The sequence below is a fragment of the Pseudomonas sp. C27(2019) genome, assembly GCF_008807395.1.
Taxonomy (GTDB): domain Bacteria; phylum Pseudomonadota; class Gammaproteobacteria; order Pseudomonadales; family Pseudomonadaceae; genus Denitrificimonas.
In genome coordinates this window covers 2,264,167-2,281,029 of sequence record NZ_CP043320.1, presented here as the reverse complement: position 1 = coordinate 2,281,029, position 16,863 = coordinate 2,264,167, and the positions used below count along the sequence as shown (strand labels likewise).

General features: G+C 49.1%; 15 protein-coding genes. 6 read left to right on the top strand and 9 right to left on the bottom strand.

The features are described from left to right. Window positions 1-51 precede the first annotated feature (51 nt). From FXF61_RS10400 to FXF61_RS10390, 3 genes are all read right to left on the bottom strand, one after another. Entirely contained in the window at window positions 52-1,848 is a 1,797-nt protein-coding gene (locus FXF61_RS10400) for a molecular chaperone (protein ID WP_151185204.1), read from the bottom strand. A gap of 90 nt (window positions 1,849-1,938) precedes the next feature. Further along, window positions 1,939-2,802: an archaetidylserine decarboxylase gene (asd, locus tag FXF61_RS10395; protein WP_151186075.1), complete on the bottom strand. Its 864-nt coding sequence runs from the start codon at window positions 2,800-2,802 to the stop codon at window positions 1,939-1,941. A 156-nt stretch (window positions 2,803-2,958) separates the two neighbouring features. Beyond that, window positions 2,959-4,488 carry an HDOD domain-containing protein gene (locus FXF61_RS10390; RefSeq protein WP_151185203.1) on the bottom strand — a complete coding sequence of 510 codons (1,530 nt, stop codon included), beginning with the start codon at window positions 4,486-4,488 and terminating at the stop codon, window positions 2,959-2,961. 109 nt (window positions 4,489-4,597) lie between these two features. On the opposite strand from FXF61_RS10390, the gene motA reads away from it, so the two are divergent. Together motA and motB are read left to right on the top strand one after the other, a co-directional pair. Further along, window positions 4,598-5,449 (top strand): flagellar motor stator protein MotA, encoded by an 852-nt coding sequence (gene motA / locus FXF61_RS10385; RefSeq protein WP_151185202.1) that lies wholly within the window; start codon window positions 4,598-4,600, stop codon window positions 5,447-5,449. Window positions 5,450-5,454: 5 nt separating this feature from the next. Continuing rightward, window positions 5,455-6,441, top strand: coding sequence for a flagellar motor protein MotB (motB, locus tag FXF61_RS10380; protein WP_151185201.1), 987 nt, complete (start codon window positions 5,455-5,457; stop codon window positions 6,439-6,441). A gap of 55 nt (window positions 6,442-6,496) precedes the next feature. Here motB and rsgA read toward each other — a convergent pair whose 3' ends face one another. The 6 genes from rsgA to gatC all read right to left on the bottom strand — a co-directional run bounded on the left by rsgA (window position 6,497) and on the right by gatC (window position 12,431). Further along, window positions 6,497-7,528 carry a small ribosomal subunit biogenesis GTPase RsgA gene (gene rsgA / locus FXF61_RS10375; protein WP_151185200.1) on the bottom strand — a complete coding sequence of 344 codons (1,032 nt, stop codon included), beginning with the start codon at window positions 7,526-7,528 and terminating at the stop codon, window positions 6,497-6,499. A 61-nt stretch (window positions 7,529-7,589) separates the two neighbouring features. After that, window positions 7,590-8,690 (bottom strand): calcium/sodium antiporter, encoded by a 1,101-nt coding sequence (locus FXF61_RS10370; RefSeq protein ID WP_151185199.1) that lies wholly within the window; start codon window positions 8,688-8,690, stop codon window positions 7,590-7,592. A gap of 84 nt (window positions 8,691-8,774) precedes the next feature. Continuing rightward, window positions 8,775-9,146: a septal ring lytic transglycosylase RlpA family protein gene (locus FXF61_RS10365; protein WP_151185198.1), complete on the bottom strand. Its 372-nt coding sequence runs from the start codon at window positions 9,144-9,146 to the stop codon at window positions 8,775-8,777. 75 nt (window positions 9,147-9,221) lie between these two features. Then, the gene (gene gatB / locus FXF61_RS10360; protein ID WP_151185197.1) at window positions 9,222-10,667 is read right to left on the bottom strand and encodes an Asp-tRNA(Asn)/Glu-tRNA(Gln) amidotransferase subunit GatB; all 1,446 of its coding nucleotides are present in this window, start codon (window positions 10,665-10,667) and stop codon (window positions 9,222-9,224) included. Window positions 10,668-10,678: 11 nt separating this feature from the next. Next, window positions 10,679-12,130: an Asp-tRNA(Asn)/Glu-tRNA(Gln) amidotransferase subunit GatA gene (gene gatA, locus FXF61_RS10355; RefSeq protein ID WP_151185196.1), complete on the bottom strand. Its 1,452-nt coding sequence runs from the start codon at window positions 12,128-12,130 to the stop codon at window positions 10,679-10,681. 13 nt (window positions 12,131-12,143) lie between these two features. Next, window positions 12,144-12,431: an Asp-tRNA(Asn)/Glu-tRNA(Gln) amidotransferase subunit GatC gene (gene gatC / locus FXF61_RS10350; RefSeq protein WP_151185195.1), complete on the bottom strand. Its 288-nt coding sequence runs from the start codon at window positions 12,429-12,431 to the stop codon at window positions 12,144-12,146. 223 nt (window positions 12,432-12,654) lie between these two features. Here gatC and FXF61_RS10345 point away from each other — a divergent pair, with 223 nt between their 5' ends. From FXF61_RS10345 to rng, 4 genes are all read left to right on the top strand, one after another. Further along, window positions 12,655-13,692 carry a rod shape-determining protein gene (locus FXF61_RS10345; RefSeq protein ID WP_151185194.1) on the top strand — a complete coding sequence of 346 codons (1,038 nt, stop codon included), beginning with the start codon at window positions 12,655-12,657 and terminating at the stop codon, window positions 13,690-13,692. A 152-nt stretch (window positions 13,693-13,844) separates the two neighbouring features. Beyond that, window positions 13,845-14,717: a rod shape-determining protein MreC gene (gene mreC / locus FXF61_RS10340; protein ID WP_371921512.1), complete on the top strand. Its 873-nt coding sequence runs from the start codon at window positions 13,845-13,847 to the stop codon at window positions 14,715-14,717. Beyond that, complete coding sequence (gene mreD / locus FXF61_RS10335; RefSeq protein WP_151185193.1) at window positions 14,718-15,191, top strand: rod shape-determining protein MreD; 474 nt, start codon at window positions 14,718-14,720, stop codon at window positions 15,189-15,191. A gap of 213 nt (window positions 15,192-15,404) precedes the next feature. Then, a complete protein-coding gene (gene rng / locus FXF61_RS10330; RefSeq protein ID WP_151185192.1) occupies window positions 15,405-16,862 on the top strand; it encodes a ribonuclease G in 1,458 nt (485 codons plus the stop codon). Window position 16,863: the final 1 nt, after the last annotated feature.

Here is a 16,863-nt window from a genome sequence, read left to right as displayed (position 1 = left end):
CATCAAAGTGCAGGCTGCACATCGTTAAAGCAGAAGTAAATTGGAGCGAAGTTACAATGACTTCCAGAGTGAGTCAAAGTCATCATTCTTGCTCGAGTTCTTTAATGTTGATGCTGGAGGCTGCTCGACAGGTTGTGGGGGAGTTAATAAACTGTACTCAAACTGATTGATACTGCCTGTATGCATTAATCGCTTTCTGAGAATGGCCCGTTGTTGCGCTCCGTGTTGATTAATGGCTACTTTATGGCCCTCTTGAAAAGGAATACGTGGACCAATGACGCTGGCAGGGCGTGATAATGCCGGTATTTCTGGCACCAATAAGGCGCGTAAAAATTGGCTTGATTTATCGCTGCTGCGCAACAGCTGTAGGCCGCATGGCTGAGCATTCGGTGCAATAAGCTCAACACCCATTTGTGCGCTAGCACTGCCTACTTGACGAATCCAGCGTGTTACCGCTGTGGACCAAGGTCTGTCTTGGTTTTCACGTAGCGCAATAATTTCACCTGTTTGTAATTGCGCTGGAACTGTATCACGCCACGCTAGGCAATAACCGCCAGGACTGTGATTGACAATAGAAAGAGTGTGAACGGGGTATGACACCGTCGATTGCACAGGGCTTTGATGGCCGTTTGTATCGTCTTCGTTTATCGGTGTTTTTTCATACTCAATCAAATCCACCTGCAAGGGGTCTGGCTCAACTACGACTTCAGCATCAATGGCGCTTGCCCAAATATCAGGCGGCCTGTTATCGGTATTGTATTCGACCTCTGCGGCTTGTTGAGATTTTAAGGTTTGCGTAAAGAGCTCTTGGTCCGCTAAATAATAATGCACGGCGCTCATACCAATACACAGCTCTAAACTGCCTTTACTGCTGGTGCGTTGAAAATCACGTTTAGCAATATTGCCCCATGCGCTGCACAGTTGCGCTAACAATGTGCTGGACATGTCCTCAGGAATGTCGATGCGGGGGGTAGTGTCTTTATGCTCAGGCGACTGTTGGTGTTTAATCAGAGCATCTGCAAGTTCTTGCGTATTAAAGCCTAGGCGCGATGGTGATGGCTCTTGCTCGATCAGTTCTTTGTAACGAGGCGGTGAGTCACTGTTTAAGTTGACAACAAATAAACTGCAGTCCAATTCTACTTTTTGCAAGGTTGCAAGCTGACACCAGCTTGGTAGGGTGCGCGCTAAGATAGCAATATCGCCTTGGCGCATTTGATTAATACGCGAGCAACTCAATAGCAGTACGCAACTGTACGCGGCTTCAATGCTTTGCTCAGAAATATTACCGAGCAAGGTATCGTTAATAAGCTGGGTGTGGATATTATTCTTACGAGCAAGCCAGTACACCTGATGCAGCTCTAGCCAGAATAAAGGGGGTGCTGGATAGTACAGCTGATACGCGCGCACCAGCGAAACAAACATGCTGTGTGCTGTGCGCTGCAATGCTAGCGCTAAGGTGGCGTTGCGCTGTTGAAATACATCCGTAATGACGAGTTTATAGCCCATCGTTAAATGGTTTTGCAGCGCTTGGCATAGGTTGGCGACTTTTTGTGGGCGCTCGCTGAGCATAATTGAGTTATTTAAAAAATGTTTTTCCAGTTGTGAGTTAATAAACATCACTTCTGGGCGTAAGAGTTCGAGTAGCTGTATGCGATTGCCAGCAGGTGTTTTGAAATTGTTTAGCTCTATGAGTGCTTGGTACAGTAAGCGTGCTGTTTCACCCGTGTTTGCTTTAGGCAGATCTTGGATCCATGCTTTTAAATCACGCACATTTGGCTTGCAGAATGTGAGTGATGTCTGCGCAGGAGTGGTCACTTTTAAGCGCAATTTTGGGCTGTGAATATCCATTAAATTGACCTGCTTAAGCTACCAAGCGTAATTACAAACTCGTTTGTCTGGTTGGATGACAATGTACTGTTGCGCATTTATTGTACATCCTTATCGCTGAATTTCTACAGCCAAGCGCTGACCTACTTTTACTGTACTTGCTTGCTTTAAATGCGCATCCCACGTCACGTGATCTTGGCCAAATAAGACTATCGCGGTAGAGCCTAATTTAAAACGCCCCATTTCCGCACCCTTTTCTAAGGTGATAGGTTGTCGAGCCGCTTGGCTGTAATCATAGCTGCGCAATTGACGTAGCGGTGGAGTAATTAAGCCGGCCCATACCGTCTCGATGCTAGCAACAACCATGGCGCCAACAAGCACAACAGCCATCGGTCCCTGTTCTGTATCAAAAATGCAAGCAACGCGTTCATTGCGTGCAAAAAGCTCAGGCACATTTTCGGCGGTGGTTTGATTGACTGAGAATAAGCGCCCTGGAATGTACACCATCTCGCGTAAAATACCGGTTAGCGGCATGTGCACACGGTGATAGTCCTTAGGTGATAAGTACACTGTAGAAAAACTACCGCCCATAAAAGGTGCTGCGCGCTCGGCATCACCACCAAGCAGCTCTAATAGGCTAAAGCTGTGGCCTTTTGCTTGAAAAATACGGCCGTGCTCAATCTTACCAAGCTGGCTGATAGCACCATCGGCTGGGCATAGCACTGCTTTGGGGTCGCTATCAAACGGACGCATACCCTCTTTAAGTGCTCGGGTAAAGAAATCGTTAAAATGCTGATAGGCGCTTGGATCTTCCTGCAGCGCTTCGCTCATGTCCACTTGGTAGCGCTTAATAAACCAAGCGATTAAGCGGTTTTTAAACCATGGCGCTTCACACTCAGCTAAGCGGCCAATCAAGCGTGACAGTGTGTGATGAGGCAGCACATACTGCATAAAAATAAATAGACGCTGCTTGATATCCATGTATCGGGCCCTTTAACTGATGTGAGTGTGGCGAAAAAATGCATATCGTACATTTATACGAAAGCGCAAACATGTTAATCGGTCGTTATAACTATTGCAGCTGCTTGCCCAGCCCTTACAGTCGATAGTGATTGCGCATACTGGCGTATGTTAACGCTTGCGCGAGCTAAAGAGTACCAATGCCCGCTCAATACATTCCAAGGTTTTTTTAAAGCCTTGGACAGTGGTTGGATGCAGGCTTGCTGTTGCTTGGTCTGCGGCTAGCAACATAACGACTCGTTGGCTGTTCGAAACAGAGGCCATTAGCCAGTGTGTTTTGCCGAACACAGCGACCAGCTCAGGTGGTAATTGCGGGTTAAAGCGTGCTGCATTGCTGTCATCGAGCCGCAAAAATGTGGGTTTCTCCAGCAGATGTTGATTAACTGGCGTTTGCTTAAGTGGAAAAATATGCGGCAGCTGCTGTGCTTGAATACCATATAAGTAGCTGACTTTTGCATGCTCAGCATTTTGGTCAAGCATCATCACGCAGATTCGCTGCATGCCGCAAGCCTGCAAAGCAAGACCGATATGCTGTGTCATCTGTACCAGAGTATTAAAAGCCGAAGGGTCGCGCAGCAGCTCTGTACAGTGGCTGCGCCACCGGGCCAAGTCTTCTTTGCTGGGTGGAAGGGGATTGCTTTGGGTTGGAGGTTTACGTAAGCGTTGCGTATCCCATGGCCACAATAGTGCTTGCGCAGGTTGCCAGAGGTCTGGGTGTCGCTGCATCTGTGCATGTTTAACCGCTAAGCGATGGGTGTTTTGTTGCACGCTGGCCAGTTCTTTATTTAAGTACAGACTGATCAGACGTTGCCAGCGCACGCATTGCTCGCTACCCCAGGAATTGTGTGCAGCCATAACCAAACCGCAAGTAAACACGATGGTGTTGGCAGGGCGATTTAGCCAGCTATTGAGCGCTGGCATTTGATCAAGCATTTGTTGTTGCAGTAGCGGTTGTTCTGTTTGTCGAGCAATATAAAGTGCTTGCGCCAGTTGTTCTGGATTATCTTTGAGTAATCGATAGCCATCAATGACCCAGTTGGGTAGTTTCCAGTGCTCTGCTAAGCCGAGGCATAGCGTGATGAGCGGCATTCCAATCAACTCGTGCTCTACTGCGTTGGCAGATTCGTTATCGCCTAAAACACGACGCTCCCATTCGCTGAAAAACTCTGGATGGCGAGTCAATAGCGGCCAAGCCGGTGACAAAAACAGTAGGCTACCCCAATGTATTTCTTGCCATAAACGCGCCATGCGCTTGCCGAATAACCCCATGGCTTGGACGTTAAGATGTTGGCCGATTAACCATACTTGCCGTAATGCTATAGGTATCTCGGTTTCTTGATCATCTTGCAGATCTTTTAATAGCGCAGCGCAACGTTGCAGGCCTAAACGTGACAAAGCATTGTCTAAGGTTTGCACTGGCTCAGCCAATGAGCTGCTAGCACGGTTGGCTTCTCGCATAATAATTAAAGCAATAGTAGGTGCTTGGCTAATGACTTGTGCAATATCACCTAAGGACTTGTTGGGGCTTTGCAGCGCTTGTAAGGCACGTTCACGGTGCGCTTTATAAACAGGCAGACGTGTATTGTCTAGCTGTATAATCCACTGCTCTAAAGTATTATTTTGCGGTGTTGTATTGGTCATAGAGTGTCAACCTTAGACTGCGCCCTGAGGTTATTAGTCGCAGTATAGTAACCAATATTTACAAAGGCTGTTATTCTTTACGCGGTTTGCAATGGGTGCGGCGTATATCATGATAAAAATCATTGGAATTATTGTTGTTTTTGCTTGCGTTACAGCGGGTTATGTTTTTTCTGGCGGAAAAATAGCAGCCATTATTCAACCCTTTGAAGTGTTGATTATTGGAGGTGCTGCGTTGGGGGCTTTTTTGCAAGCTAACCCAAGCAGTGCCTTTATGCAGGTGTTTAAGAAGTCAGTGAGCATGTTCGGTACACGTTTTACTAAAGAGCTGTATCTCGATGTTCTGAAAATGCTTTATGAGGTTTTGAATAAGAGCCGTCGTGAAGGCATGATGGCGATTGAAGCCGACATTGAAGACCCTACTGCGAGTCCGATTTTTAGTAAATACCCTGCAATCTTAAAAGATCAACGCATGATCGAGTTTGTCTGTGATTATTTGCGCATCATGACCACCGGTAATATGGCGCCGCATGAGTTTGAAGGCTTGTTTGATATGGAGTTGACCAGCCTTAAGGAAGATCTTGATCATCCTGCGCATGCAGTGACCAGTGTTTCTGATGGTTTACCAGGCTTTGGTATTGTTGCGGCGGTACTGGGTATTGTAGTGACCATGGGCATGCTCGGTGAAGCTGAGCAGGCAGCCTTGGGTCAGCATGTGGGTGCTGCTCTGGTGGGTACTTTTTTAGGTATTTTAGCTGCTTATGGCTTTTTTGGCCCCTTGGCAACCAGTTTGGCGCATGATGCAAAAGAAGAACTGAATTTGTATGAAGCCATTAAAGCCACTTTGGTTGCTTCTGCGTCGGGTATGCCGCCGAGCTTGGCCGCCGAGTTTGGCCGTAAAGTTTTATACAGTGGACACAGACCAACCTTTGCTGAATTAGAGCAAGCGGTACGGGGCGGTTAAAGTCGATGGATACCAATCAGCCAATTATTGTCAAGCGCGTTAAAAAAGTTGCTGCCGGTCATCATGGGGGCGCTTGGAAGATTGCCTTTGCTGATTTTGCTGTTGCTATGATGGCGTTTTTCTTGGTGATGTGGTTGATGTCATCGGCAACACCAGAGCAAAAAAAAGCGATCTCAGGTTATTTTCAGGACCCCATAGGCTTTTCGCAAAGCGCCAGTCCGTATGTGATTGATTTGGGTGGTACGCCGACCCCAGCACCTGACAGAACGTTGAACCCAGAGGTCACAGAAGACATCACTCCTGGTGAGCAGCCGCTCGACTCGAGCAGTGAGGAAGCGCTCGATGAAGCGCTAGAAAAAATTGAGCTTGAGCGTTTAGATGTGTTGTTGATTGAGCTGCAGCGTAAAATTAACGACAGTGAAAGCTTTCAACTGTATAAAGACCAGATTGTCATGGATGTCTCGCGTGATGGCTTGCGCATCCAGATCACTGATACCGAAAACCGGCCTATGTTTGATTTAGGTAGCGCGCGTTTGCAGCCTTACTTTGAAGATATCCTTTATTTGATGGCTGATACCGTGCGTGCTGTACCCAATAAAATCAGTATCGGCGGGCATACTGATGCCAAACCGTATTCTGATGACAGTGGCTTTGGCAACTGGGAGCTATCGACCAATCGTGCCAATGCCGCACGCCGCGCCTTGCGTGCCGGCGGACTTGATGATGAGAAGGTAGCACGAGTGGTTGGTTATGCATCATCAGTACTCTTTGATCGTGATAATCCATACAGCCCCAGTAATCGACGTATTGATATTCTGGTGCTGACCAAGCGTGCTTTGCAATTAATTGAAGGTGAGCCGAGCGCGACCGCAAGCCCTGATGAGCCTGCAGAGCCGGTCGAAACAGCGCCGAGCAGCACAGGTAAACCCTTGCGTGAAAAAATCAATGTGTTTGAAGACGGCGTGTTGCAGTTTGAAGACGTGGGTGATTAGTCACGGCTATGCAGCTGTGCGATATAGCTCAGGCAAGCTGCTTAAGCGTTAGTGATTAATGATGATCGCTGCTGATGCCACTGATAATGTGTTTAAAGCTGGCTAAGCGCTGCGGATTAATTTTACCCTCTTCTACAGCTGCTAAAAGTGCGCAGCCCGGTTCATGCTCGTGACTGCAGTCGCGGAAACGACAATGACCTAAGTGTTCTTGAAATTCAATAAAGCCCGCCTCTACATCGGCGATGCTGACGTGGCTCAAACCAAACTCACGAATACCTGGTGAATCAATCAATTGACCACCGCATGGAAAATGGAATAAACGAGCGGTGGTTGTGGTGTGTGTGCCTTTGCCCGTCAGCTCTGAGAGCGGGCCAACACGTGTATCTGTGTCTGGCAGTAAGCGGTTCACTAGCGACGATTTGCCAACCCCTGATTGGCCAACAAAAACGCTGACTTGATTATTCAATAGCGCCTGCAGTTGCTCTAAACCATCACCAGAATATGCTGACACTTCCAGTAACGGGTAGCCCAAAGAATGGTAAGTATTGAGCAGGCTATGCACGCGTGAGCTGCCGCTGGAGTCGAGCAGGTCTGATTTGTTGAGCAATAAGAGAGGTTTGATCCCCGCGTGTTCGGCCGCGATAACATAGCGGTCAATCAGGTTGGCATGGGGTTCAGGTAGGGGGGCAAAGACAATAACAATCAGGTCGACATTAGCTGCGACGGGTTTGAGCGTGCCGCGTGAGTCAGGGCGGCATAGTTCACTGTGGCGGGGTAGCTGCGCCACAATAATTCCTAAACCTTGGTTACCCGGTCGCCAAACGACGCGATCGCCTGTCACCAGAGCCGGCAAGTTGGCACGCAAATAACAGCGATAGGTTTGCCCAGCCAACTCAGGGGCTTGAGCTTCTACTTCGACTTGCACACCAAAGTGAGCAATGACCAGGCCGTGTTGCTCTGCACCTAGATCACCGCCTTCCAGCTCCTCAAGGGCGCGCTCTTCACGTCTAGCAGCACGAGCGAGACGCTCGTCTTGGATTTTACTAACACGCCAGCCTTGGCGGCGATTAAGTGTACGTTTGGCCATATAAAGCTCAATGTAATGGAACGCTGAAAGGACGTGCTTAGTTATTTTAGTCTTATCTAGCTTATGTATCGACTGACAAACCGCGTTGCGTGCGCCATGCTCGAGTGGCAATGACAAGCAAGGTAATAGCGGTTAACGGTACCACATAGCCGATCATTGCATGGGCAAAAGTGCTGGCAAATGGCTCGCCATTACTCTTCATAATAAGATACGAGGTGTATGCCACGTAATAACCTAAAAATAGCGCACCTTCCCAGCGATTAATGCGATAACCGGAAAAGAAAATGGGCAGACAAGCGACCATAACCGCCATCATCACAGGGAAGTCAAATAGGATGGCATTGCTGGCCACCGGTATTTTTTCTGGTGATACTAAACCAGCCAAACCCAGCACTGCGAGCAGGTTAAATAAGTTGCTGCCAATAATGTTGCCGACAGCCATGTCGCGCTCGCCTTTCCATGCGGCCATCAGTGAGGTGGCTAATTCAGGCAGGGAAGTACCGACGGCGATAATGGTTAGGCCAATCACCAGCTCAGACAAACCCAGCGCTTGCGCTAAGCTTACCGCGCCACTGACCAGTAGGTTAGATCCAACAACCAGTAAAGCTAAGCCGGCCAGTATATAAGCAGCGTTAATTAGGCTGGCAAAGCGGTGCGGGTTGACCTCTGCGCTGAATTCTTCATCTGCAGCAGTTGTCTCCGCTGACCATGTTTTGAGGCTGCTGTAAATTAAGTAGCCGGTATAGGAAATAATGCAGGCGAACAGAATGAAGCCATCAAATCGGCTGTAGCTACCGTCCATGGCCAAAAACCACGCTAGAAAACCCGCTGCAATCATAATAGGTACATCAAAGCGCACCAGTTGACGTGACACGATTAAGGGTATGATGAGGGCCGATAAGCCTAAAACGATCAGTACGTTAAAAATGTTGCTGCCAATCACATTGCCAATGGCAATATCGCCTTGTCCAAGGAAGGCCGATTGGGTGCTGACCGCCATTTCAGGTGCGCTGGTGCCAAAAGCCACCACAGTTAAACCAATAATCAGCGGTGAAATACCAAAGCGTGCCGCTAAACGCGCCGCGCCACGTACCAGCACTTCTGCGCCGATCACCAGCAAGATAAAGCCGCCAATAAGATAGACAAACATTAGGATAGACATGCAACGACTCCGGCTCTTGCTCAGATAATGGGCGCTAGATTAGCAGATTGTGGTAATGGGTTGATGAGCTTTTAGCGTGTAATTTTAACGCAAAACCTGTATGCGTACAGGGACAACACCGCTATTGATCATATCGATTTTTTTAGCTGCAGCGCGTGACAAATCAATGATACGGCCTTTGCTGTACGGGCCGCGATCATTGATACGCACGGTGACGCTTTTATTGTTTAGCGTGTTAGTGACTTTAACTTTGCTGCCAAAGGCGAGTGTGCGATGCGCTGCGGTTAGAGCGTTTTGGTTGAAGCGCTCACCATTGGCAGTTTTCTTGCCGTGATGATACGCACCATACCAAGATGCTTGGCCGCTGATGCTTGAATCTGTGCCGGAAGGTTGCAATGAGCACGCACTCAGCAGTGCTAGAGCGGCAAACAGCCAATAGATACGCATGTGACTCATGTATTGGGCAATCCTTAAACAGTTGTTGAGGGCGCGTGCAACGGGCGCTCAAGACCCGCTGCACCTGCCTCAGAACTATTGCTCAAGCTTGTGCTTGAGTAGCTCGTTAACCTGTTGCGGGTTGGCCTTACCTTTGGAGGCACGCATGGCCTGACCGACAAAGAAACCAAACATCTTGCCACGTTTGTTTTCATCGCTGGCGCGGTACTGCTCGACTTGCTCAGCGTTGGCGGCAAGGACTTCATCGAGCAGCGCTTCGATAGCGCCACTGTCTGTGACTTGTTTTAAGCCGCGTTGTTCAATCACTTGGTCAGCGTCACCTTCACCTGCAGCCATGGCTTCAAACACCATTTTTGCGATTTTGCCAGAAATGGTGTTGTCTTTAATGCGCACTAACATGCCGCCCAACTGCTCGGCGCTGACTGGGGATTGGCCGATTTCAAGGTTGTCTTTGTTGAGCAGGCTGGATAGCTCACCCATTACCCAGTTGGTCGCCAACTTAGCGTCCTGACAGATTTTCTCGACTGCCTCAAAGTAGTCGGCCATTTCACGGCTAGCGGACAGTACGCTGGCATCGTAGGTTGACAAGCCAAACTCTTGTTCAAAGCGTTCACGTTTTTGCGTGGGCAGTTCTGGCAGCTCGGCGCGCAACTCTTCTAGCATGGTGCTTGGGATATGCACCGGCAGTAAGTCTGGGCAGGGGAAGTAGCGGTAATCGTTGGCTTCTTCTTTGCTGCGCATGGAGCGCGTTTCATCTTTATTGGGATCGTACAGGCGGGTTTCTTGTACCACAGTGCCGCCGTCTTCAATCAATTCAATTTGCCGTTGAATCTCATGGTTGATGGCGCGCTCAATAAAGCGAAACGAGTTAACGTTCTTGATTTCAGTGCGCGTACCCAGTTCGGCTTGGCCTTTAGGGCGTACCGAGACGTTACAGTCGCAGCGGAATGAACCTTCGGCCATATTGCCGTCACAGATATTTAAGTAGCGCACTAAAGTGTGAATGGCTTTGGCGTAGGCCACAGCCTCTTTGGCGTTACTCAGTTCTGGTTCAGAAACGATTTCGAGCAGTGGCGTGCCGGCACGGTTTAAGTCAATCCCGGTCATGCCGCTAAAGTCTTCGTGCAGGCTTTTTCCGGCATCTTCTTCAAGGTGCGCGCGGGTGATATTGACGCGCTTAATGCTGCCGTCGTCGAGGGCAATATCCAAATGACCAAGACCCACAATAGGGTCATCCATTTGACTGGTTTGATAGCCTTTAGGCAGGTCAGGGTAGAAGTAGTTTTTACGGGCGAAAATATTGTATTCAGCGATGTGTGCGTTGACTGCTAAACCAAACATACAGGCCATACGTACAGCTTCTTGGTTGAGCACCGGCAAGGTGCCGGGCATGGCCAAGTCAATCAAGCTGGCGTGACTGTTAGGTTCGGCACCAAAGGCGGTGGCGCTACCCGAGAAAATTTTAGTATCAGTTGCGAGCTGTGCGTGGATTTCCAGCCCGATCACGGTTTCCCATTGCATGTGAGTCGTCCTCAGAATCCGGCTGGCGTGCGAGCGTGCCAATCAGTGTGTTGTTGAAATTGATGTGCAACCTGAAGCATACGTGCTTCTTGGAAATAAGGTGCCAGTAGCTGTACGCCGACCGGTAAACCATCAATCATGCCTGCAGGCATGGATAGACCTGGAAGGCCTGCGAGGTTGGCCGGTACGGTATAAATATCTTCCAAATACGCAGCAACAGGGTCGTTGAGCTTGCTACCCAGCGGCCAAGGTAGGTTTGGCGTGGTCGGGCCTAAAATCAGGTCGACATCTTTAAAGGCGCTGACAAAATCGTCTTTAATTAAACGGCGAATTTTTTGTGCTTTTAAGTAGTAGGCATCGTAATAGCCGGTGGAGAGTGAGTAAGTGCCCATCATAATCCGGCGTTTAACTTCTTCACCGAAGGCTTCGTTGCGTGAGCGCACATAAAGGTCTTCAAGGTCTTTTGGCGCGTCACAGCGGTAACCAAAGCGTACACCATCAAAGCGCGCTAAGTTGGTGGAGGCTTCGGCTGAGGCAATCACATAATACGCCGGTACTGCGTGCGGCAAGCTGGGCAGGCTGATATCCACAAAAGTGGCACCTTGCTGCTTAAGCTGCTCAATGGCGCTGTTGATCACGTCACCGATACGCGCATCGAGACGGCTGTCGAAATACTCTTTGGGTAAGCCGATACGCAAACCTTGTAGAGATTGCGGTAGGGCCGCTGCGTAGTCATCGACAGGCTGTTGTGCGCTGGTTGAGTCGCGCTCATCAAAACCTGCGGTAGCTTGCAGCAGCATTGCGCAATCTTCTGCTGTGTGCGCTAAAAAGCCGGCTTGATCGAAGCTTGAGGCATAAGCGGTCATGCCCCAGCGTGAGATGCGGCCATAGGTTGGCTTAATACCGGTTAAACCAGTGAATGCGGCTGGCTGACGAATGGAGCCGCCGCTGTCACTGCCGGTGCTGGCAGGCACTAAGCGGGCTGCTACGGCAACCGCGCTACCGCTGGATGAACCACCGGGTACACGGGTCAAATCCCAAGGGTTTTTGCTGGCGCCATAAAAGCTGGTTTCGCCAGATGAGCCCATGGCGAATTCATCCATATTGAGCTTGCCGAGGCTGATGCAGCCGGCTTGGTCGAGCTTGTCAACAACACTGGCGGTGTAAGGCGCAATAAAGTTATCCAGCATTTTAGAGGCGCAGCTGGTGCGCACACCTTCGGTACAGAATAAATCTTTGTGGGCCAGAGGTACGCCCAGCAGTGGATCTGTATTGCCGCTGCTGCGTAATGTGTCAGCGGCGTCAGCTCGCTGTAATGCAGACTCTTTGCTCACAGTGATAAAGCTGTTGAGTTGCGGGTCAAGTTGCTCAATGCGAGACAGTAAATGAGCGGTCAGCTCGCGCGCGGAAAACTGTTTATCCGCCAGCGCTTTGGAAATATTGGCTAAGGTAAGTTGATGCATGACAAATGAGTCCTTAATCGATGACTTTAGGTACCAGGTATAAGCCGTTTTCTACAGCGGGAGCGAGGGCTTGGTAGTCATCACGGTGATTGCTTTCTGTAACGATGTCAGGGCGTAAACGCTGGGTGGCTTCCAGCGGATTAGCCAGCGGCGCAATGTTATCGGTGTTGACCGCTTGCATGGCATTGATCATGTCGAGAACGGTGTTTAAAGATGCGGTGCTGCTATCTATTTGAGCGTCATCAAGACCCAGTCGAGCCAAGTGAGCGAGTTTTTCCACGTCGCAGCGTTCAAGTGCCATGTGAGGAACTCCTAGGTTAAAAAATGTGTGCCGACTCAGAAAGCCGGCAAAATGGAACAATTAAGCAATCGTTGTATCTATAAGTCTGTAAAAATCATATTCATGTTTAGAAAGTGCTAATCTATCACAGTGCGTACCTTGCTCAAAAGGACGATGATTGTTAGAGTTTCCTATTATTTTTAATTAGCGTTTCAATTGCGCGTTGCCTAGGGCTATCCATCCCATGTTAAAGAAATTACGCGGCATGTTTTCCAGTGATTTATCCATTGATTTAGGAACTGCCAACACCCTTATTTATGTGCGTGATCGCGGCATTGTTTTAGATGAGCCGTCGGTTGTGGCGATCCGCACGCGCGGCAACCAAAAAAGTGTGGTCGCTGTCGGTACTGATGCCAAGCGCATGCTTGGGCGTACCCCAGGAAATATTTGCGCCATTCGCCCCATGAAAGACGGTGTGATTGCTGATTTTAGTGTGTGCGAAAAAATGCTGCAGTATTTCATCAATAAAGTGCACGAAAACAGTTTTTTACAGCCTAGCCCGCGCGTTTTAATTTGCGTGCCGTGCAAATCCACCCAAGTTGAACGCCGTGCGATTCGTGAATCAGCCTTGGGCGCTGGCGCTCGCGAAGTGTTTCTCATTGAAGAACCGATGGCCGCTGCGATTGGCGCGGGTTTGCCGGTTGATGAGGCGCGCGGTTCGATGGTTGTCGATATCGGTGGTGGTACCACTGAGATTGCTTTGATCTCACTCAATGGCGTGGTTTATGCAGAGTCTGTGCGTGTTGGTGGTGATCGTTTTGATGAAGCCATTATCACCTATGTGCGCCGCAACTATGGCAGCTTGATTGGTGAGTCGACGGCGGAGCGCATCAAGCAAGAAATTGGCTGCGCCTTCCCAGGCGGCGAGTTACTTGAGTTTGATGTGCGTGGCCGTAACCTTGCAGAAGGTGTGCCGCGTAGCTTTACCCTAAATTCTGATGAGGTGTTAGAAGCCCTGCAGGAGTCATTGGCTGCTATTGTACAAGCGGTGAAGAGCGCACTTGAGCAGTCACCACCTGAGTTGGCCTCTGATATTGCCGAGCGCGGTTTAGTGTTAACCGGCGGCGGTGCATTGCTGCGTGATATGGATAAATTGTTGTCACAGGAAACCGGTTTGCCAGTGATTGTTGCTGAAAATCCGAAAAACTGTGTCGCTTTGGGCGGTGGCCGCGCCTTAGAAATGATGGATCGCAACTCAATGGACTTACTGTCTGCCGAGTAAGCCGGTTTCTTATCGCCCGCGGAGTCGCTGGATACGGCGTTTGTTTCGCTTAAATGTGTGTGCGATGATAATTGCATGCATGTTTAAGTCGCTGGGGACACACCATTAAGCCTTTATTTGCTAAAAGCACCTTATTGAGCACTCGGTTTTTAATACTGAGCTGTTTTTCTGTTGCCCTAATGTTGGTTGATGCGCGCCTTGACGTGCTTAAGCCTGTGCGCAGTAACTTAGGCATGGTGCTAACACCACTGTATTGGTTAGGTGATCTACCGGTGCGTGTGTGGTCAGACACTGCGCAAATGTTTAGCAGTCGTACTGACTTGCTGGCTGAAAACGAAGCATTGCGTGCTGATACCTTGTTGATGCAGCGCCGCTTACAAAAACTTGCCACACTCACTGAGCAGAATGTACGCCTGCGTGAACTGTTGAACTCATCGGCCTTGATTGATGATCGAGTGTTGGTGGCTGAGTTGATTGGTATTGATCCCAACCCGCACACGCACCGTGTGCTGATTAATAAAGGCAGCAGCAGCGGTGTTGTCTTAGGACAGCCCGTACTTGATGCGCGTGGCGTAATGGGGCAAGTCGTTGAGGTTATGCCCTACACTTCAAGAGTGTTGTTGATTACTGATAGCAATCACAGCCTGCCAGTGCAGGTCAATCGCAATGGTTTGCGTGCAATTGCCAGTGGTACCGGTGATCTAGAGTCGATTGAGTTGCGTTACGTGACCGATACCGCAGATATTCGTGAAGGTGATTTGTTGGTGACCTCAGGTATGGGGCAGCGTTTTCCTGTGGGGTATCCAGTTGCTGTGGTCAGTGAAGTGCAGCGCAGTACGGGCCAGCCTTTTACGCGCATTCAGGCGCTGCCAGCGGCAAATTTAAATCGCAGTCGTTATTTGCTTTTAGTCTTTAGTGATAGCAAAGGTTCAACACAAGCCTTGGATCAAGAAGTGCAAAATGCCTTAGAAGATGCCAAGCAGTTACGCCAAGCGACGGAAACAACCGCAGCGGAGGCGCAATAGATGGGTCGCTCAGCAAGCAAGATAGCACTGGTTATGTGGTTTACATTGCTGGTTGCGCTATTGCTATCAGTGGTGCCAATGCCGGAGCACTTGGAAATGGCGCGGCCTTTATGGCTGGCGCTGGTATTGACTTTTTGGGCGCTGAATTATCCGCATTACATGGGTTTGCTGAGCGCTTGGAGCTTAGGCATCGCGCAAGATGTTTTATATGGCACGCCATTTGGCCAGCATGCACTGGCGTTAACCTTGGTGGTGTTTTTGGTTTTAACTTTGCAGCAGCGCTTGAAGCTTTTTCCGCTGTGGCAGCAATCTATTGCGTTGTTAGTGATTTATGGCTTAGCTCAGTTGGTGCTTTTATGGCTGAGTGCTTTGTCGGGTATGCACCCAGAACTCAATTACTATGCCATGCCTGTGCTGGTCAGTTGCTTGCTTTGGCCTTGGCTCTACTTATTGTTAATTAATGTAAAGCGTTAGCATAATTTTAGTTAAGCTACAGCGAGCAATATTTTTCCCATACCTTGCATGTTTTTTTGTTAGCGCTGCGGCCTATCTGCTGTGTTAGCTGTATTGATCAGAACGATGTAATCTCCTCAGTCACTGTATATGGGGTGTTTACTGCGCACAGCTCGTACCGTGTCGCACTGTATTGAATGCGTCGTACATATCATGTCTTAGACTGAGAACACCATGAGCGAAGAAATTTTAATAAATATAACGCCAATGGAATCGCGCGTTGCTGTGGTTGAAAATGGCGTCTTACAAGAAGTCCATGTTGAGCGGACACAGCGCCGAGGCATTGTTGGCAATATCTATAAAGGTAAAATAGTGCGTGTATTGCCTGGCATGCAGGCTGCTTTTGTTGATATTGGCTTGTCGCGTGCGGCTTTTATTCATGCAGCAGATATTACTGGGCGTGAAGGCGTTACTGGTGACAGCATCAGTGGTTTAGTCCATGAGGGCCAAGCGCTGGTCGTGCAAGTGACCAAAGACCCGATTGGCAGCAAGGGTGCGCGACTTACAACTAACCTGTCGATTCCATCGCGCTACTTAGTCTATATGCCCAGTAGCAGTCACATTGGTGTATCGCTCAAAATTGAAGAAGAGTCTGAGCGTGAGCGTTTAAAGCAAGCGGTGAGTGAATGCTTGGCCAGTGAAGGGCTCGAAGACAAAGGTGGTTTTATTATTCGAACAGCCACGGAAGGTGCAGATATATCGGCCATTATGCTGGATATCCGCTATTTGCACCGATTGTGGAGTCAGGTGCGCGAGCAAATGAGTATTTGCGGTGCGCCCACAGTGATCTACGAAGAGCTTTCGCTGCCGCTGCGTACACTACGTGATTTGGCTGCTGAACACACTGAAAAAGTGCGTATTGACTCACGTGAAACCTTACAAAAAGCCTTGCAGTTTGTTGGTGAGTTGATGCCTGAAATTGCTGATCGAGTAGAGCATTATCCAGGTGAGCGTCCCATTTTTGATCTATACAACATTGAAGATGAAATCCAAAAAGCGTTAGAGCGTAAAGTGCCGCTTAAGTCTGGTGGCCACTTAGTCATTGATCCGACTGAGGCCATGACCACCATTGATGTCAATACCGGTGCCTTTGTCGGTCATCGCAATCTTGAAGAGACCGTATTTAAAACCAATCTTGAGGCGGCCCTGACGATTGCTCGGCAACTGCGCTTGCGCAATGTTGGCGGCATTATCATCATTGACTTCATCGATATGGAGGATGAAGAGCACCGTCGGCAAGTATTGCGTACTCTAGAGCGACAGTTGGAACGTGATTATGCAAAAACCAACATCATTGGCATTACTGAGCTTGGCTTAGTGCAAATGACCCGCAAGCGTACGCGGGAAAGTTTAACCCAGGTGTTGTGTGAGCCGTGCTCAACCTGCCAAGGGCGCGGCCAGTTGCGTACCGCAGAAAGCATTTGCTATGAAATATTTCGTGAGATTCTCCGTGAAGCGCGTGCATTTCAAGCGGATGGCTATATGGTTTTGGCCAGCCAGAGCGTAGTGGATCGTTTGTTGGATGAGGAATCAGCAAATGTTGCTGATTTAGAAACCTTTATTGGTCATCCGATTCGTTTCCAGGTGGAGAGCATGTACTCCCAAGAGCAGTATGATGTTGTTCTGCTCTAAG

What these genes read in the sequence shown, in the direction of transcription:
- gatB (WP_151185197.1), bottom strand. Translation starts at nt 10,667, where the DNA reads ATGCAATGGGAAACCGTGATCGGGCTGGAAATCCACGCACAGCTCGCA.
- FXF61_RS10390 (WP_151185203.1), bottom strand. Translation starts at nt 4,488, where the DNA reads ATGACCAATACAACACCGCAAAATAATACTTTAGAGCAGTGGATTATA.
- motB (WP_151185201.1), top strand. Translation starts at nt 5,455, where the DNA reads ATGGATACCAATCAGCCAATTATTGTCAAGCGCGTTAAAAAAGTTGCT.
- gatA (WP_151185196.1), bottom strand. Translation starts at nt 12,130, where the DNA reads ATGCATCAACTTACCTTAGCCAATATTTCCAAAGCGCTGGCGGATAAA.
- gatC (WP_151185195.1), bottom strand. Translation starts at nt 12,431, where the DNA reads ATGGCACTTGAACGCTGCGACGTGGAAAAACTCGCTCACTTGGCTCGA.
- rng (WP_151185192.1), top strand. Translation starts at nt 15,405, where the DNA reads ATGAGCGAAGAAATTTTAATAAATATAACGCCAATGGAATCGCGCGTT.
- FXF61_RS10370 (WP_151185199.1), bottom strand. Translation starts at nt 8,690, where the DNA reads ATGTCTATCCTAATGTTTGTCTATCTTATTGGCGGCTTTATCTTGCTG.
- mreD (WP_151185193.1), top strand. Translation starts at nt 14,718, where the DNA reads ATGGGTCGCTCAGCAAGCAAGATAGCACTGGTTATGTGGTTTACATTG.
- motA (WP_151185202.1), top strand. Translation starts at nt 4,598, where the DNA reads ATGATAAAAATCATTGGAATTATTGTTGTTTTTGCTTGCGTTACAGCG.
- FXF61_RS10365 (WP_151185198.1), bottom strand. Translation starts at nt 9,146, where the DNA reads ATGAGTCACATGCGTATCTATTGGCTGTTTGCCGCTCTAGCACTGCTG.
- FXF61_RS10400 (WP_151185204.1), bottom strand. Translation starts at nt 1,848, where the DNA reads ATGGATATTCACAGCCCAAAATTGCGCTTAAAAGTGACCACTCCTGCG.
- rsgA (WP_151185200.1), bottom strand. Translation starts at nt 7,528, where the DNA reads ATGGCCAAACGTACACTTAATCGCCGCCAAGGCTGGCGTGTTAGTAAA.
- FXF61_RS10345 (WP_151185194.1), top strand. Translation starts at nt 12,655, where the DNA reads ATGTTAAAGAAATTACGCGGCATGTTTTCCAGTGATTTATCCATTGAT.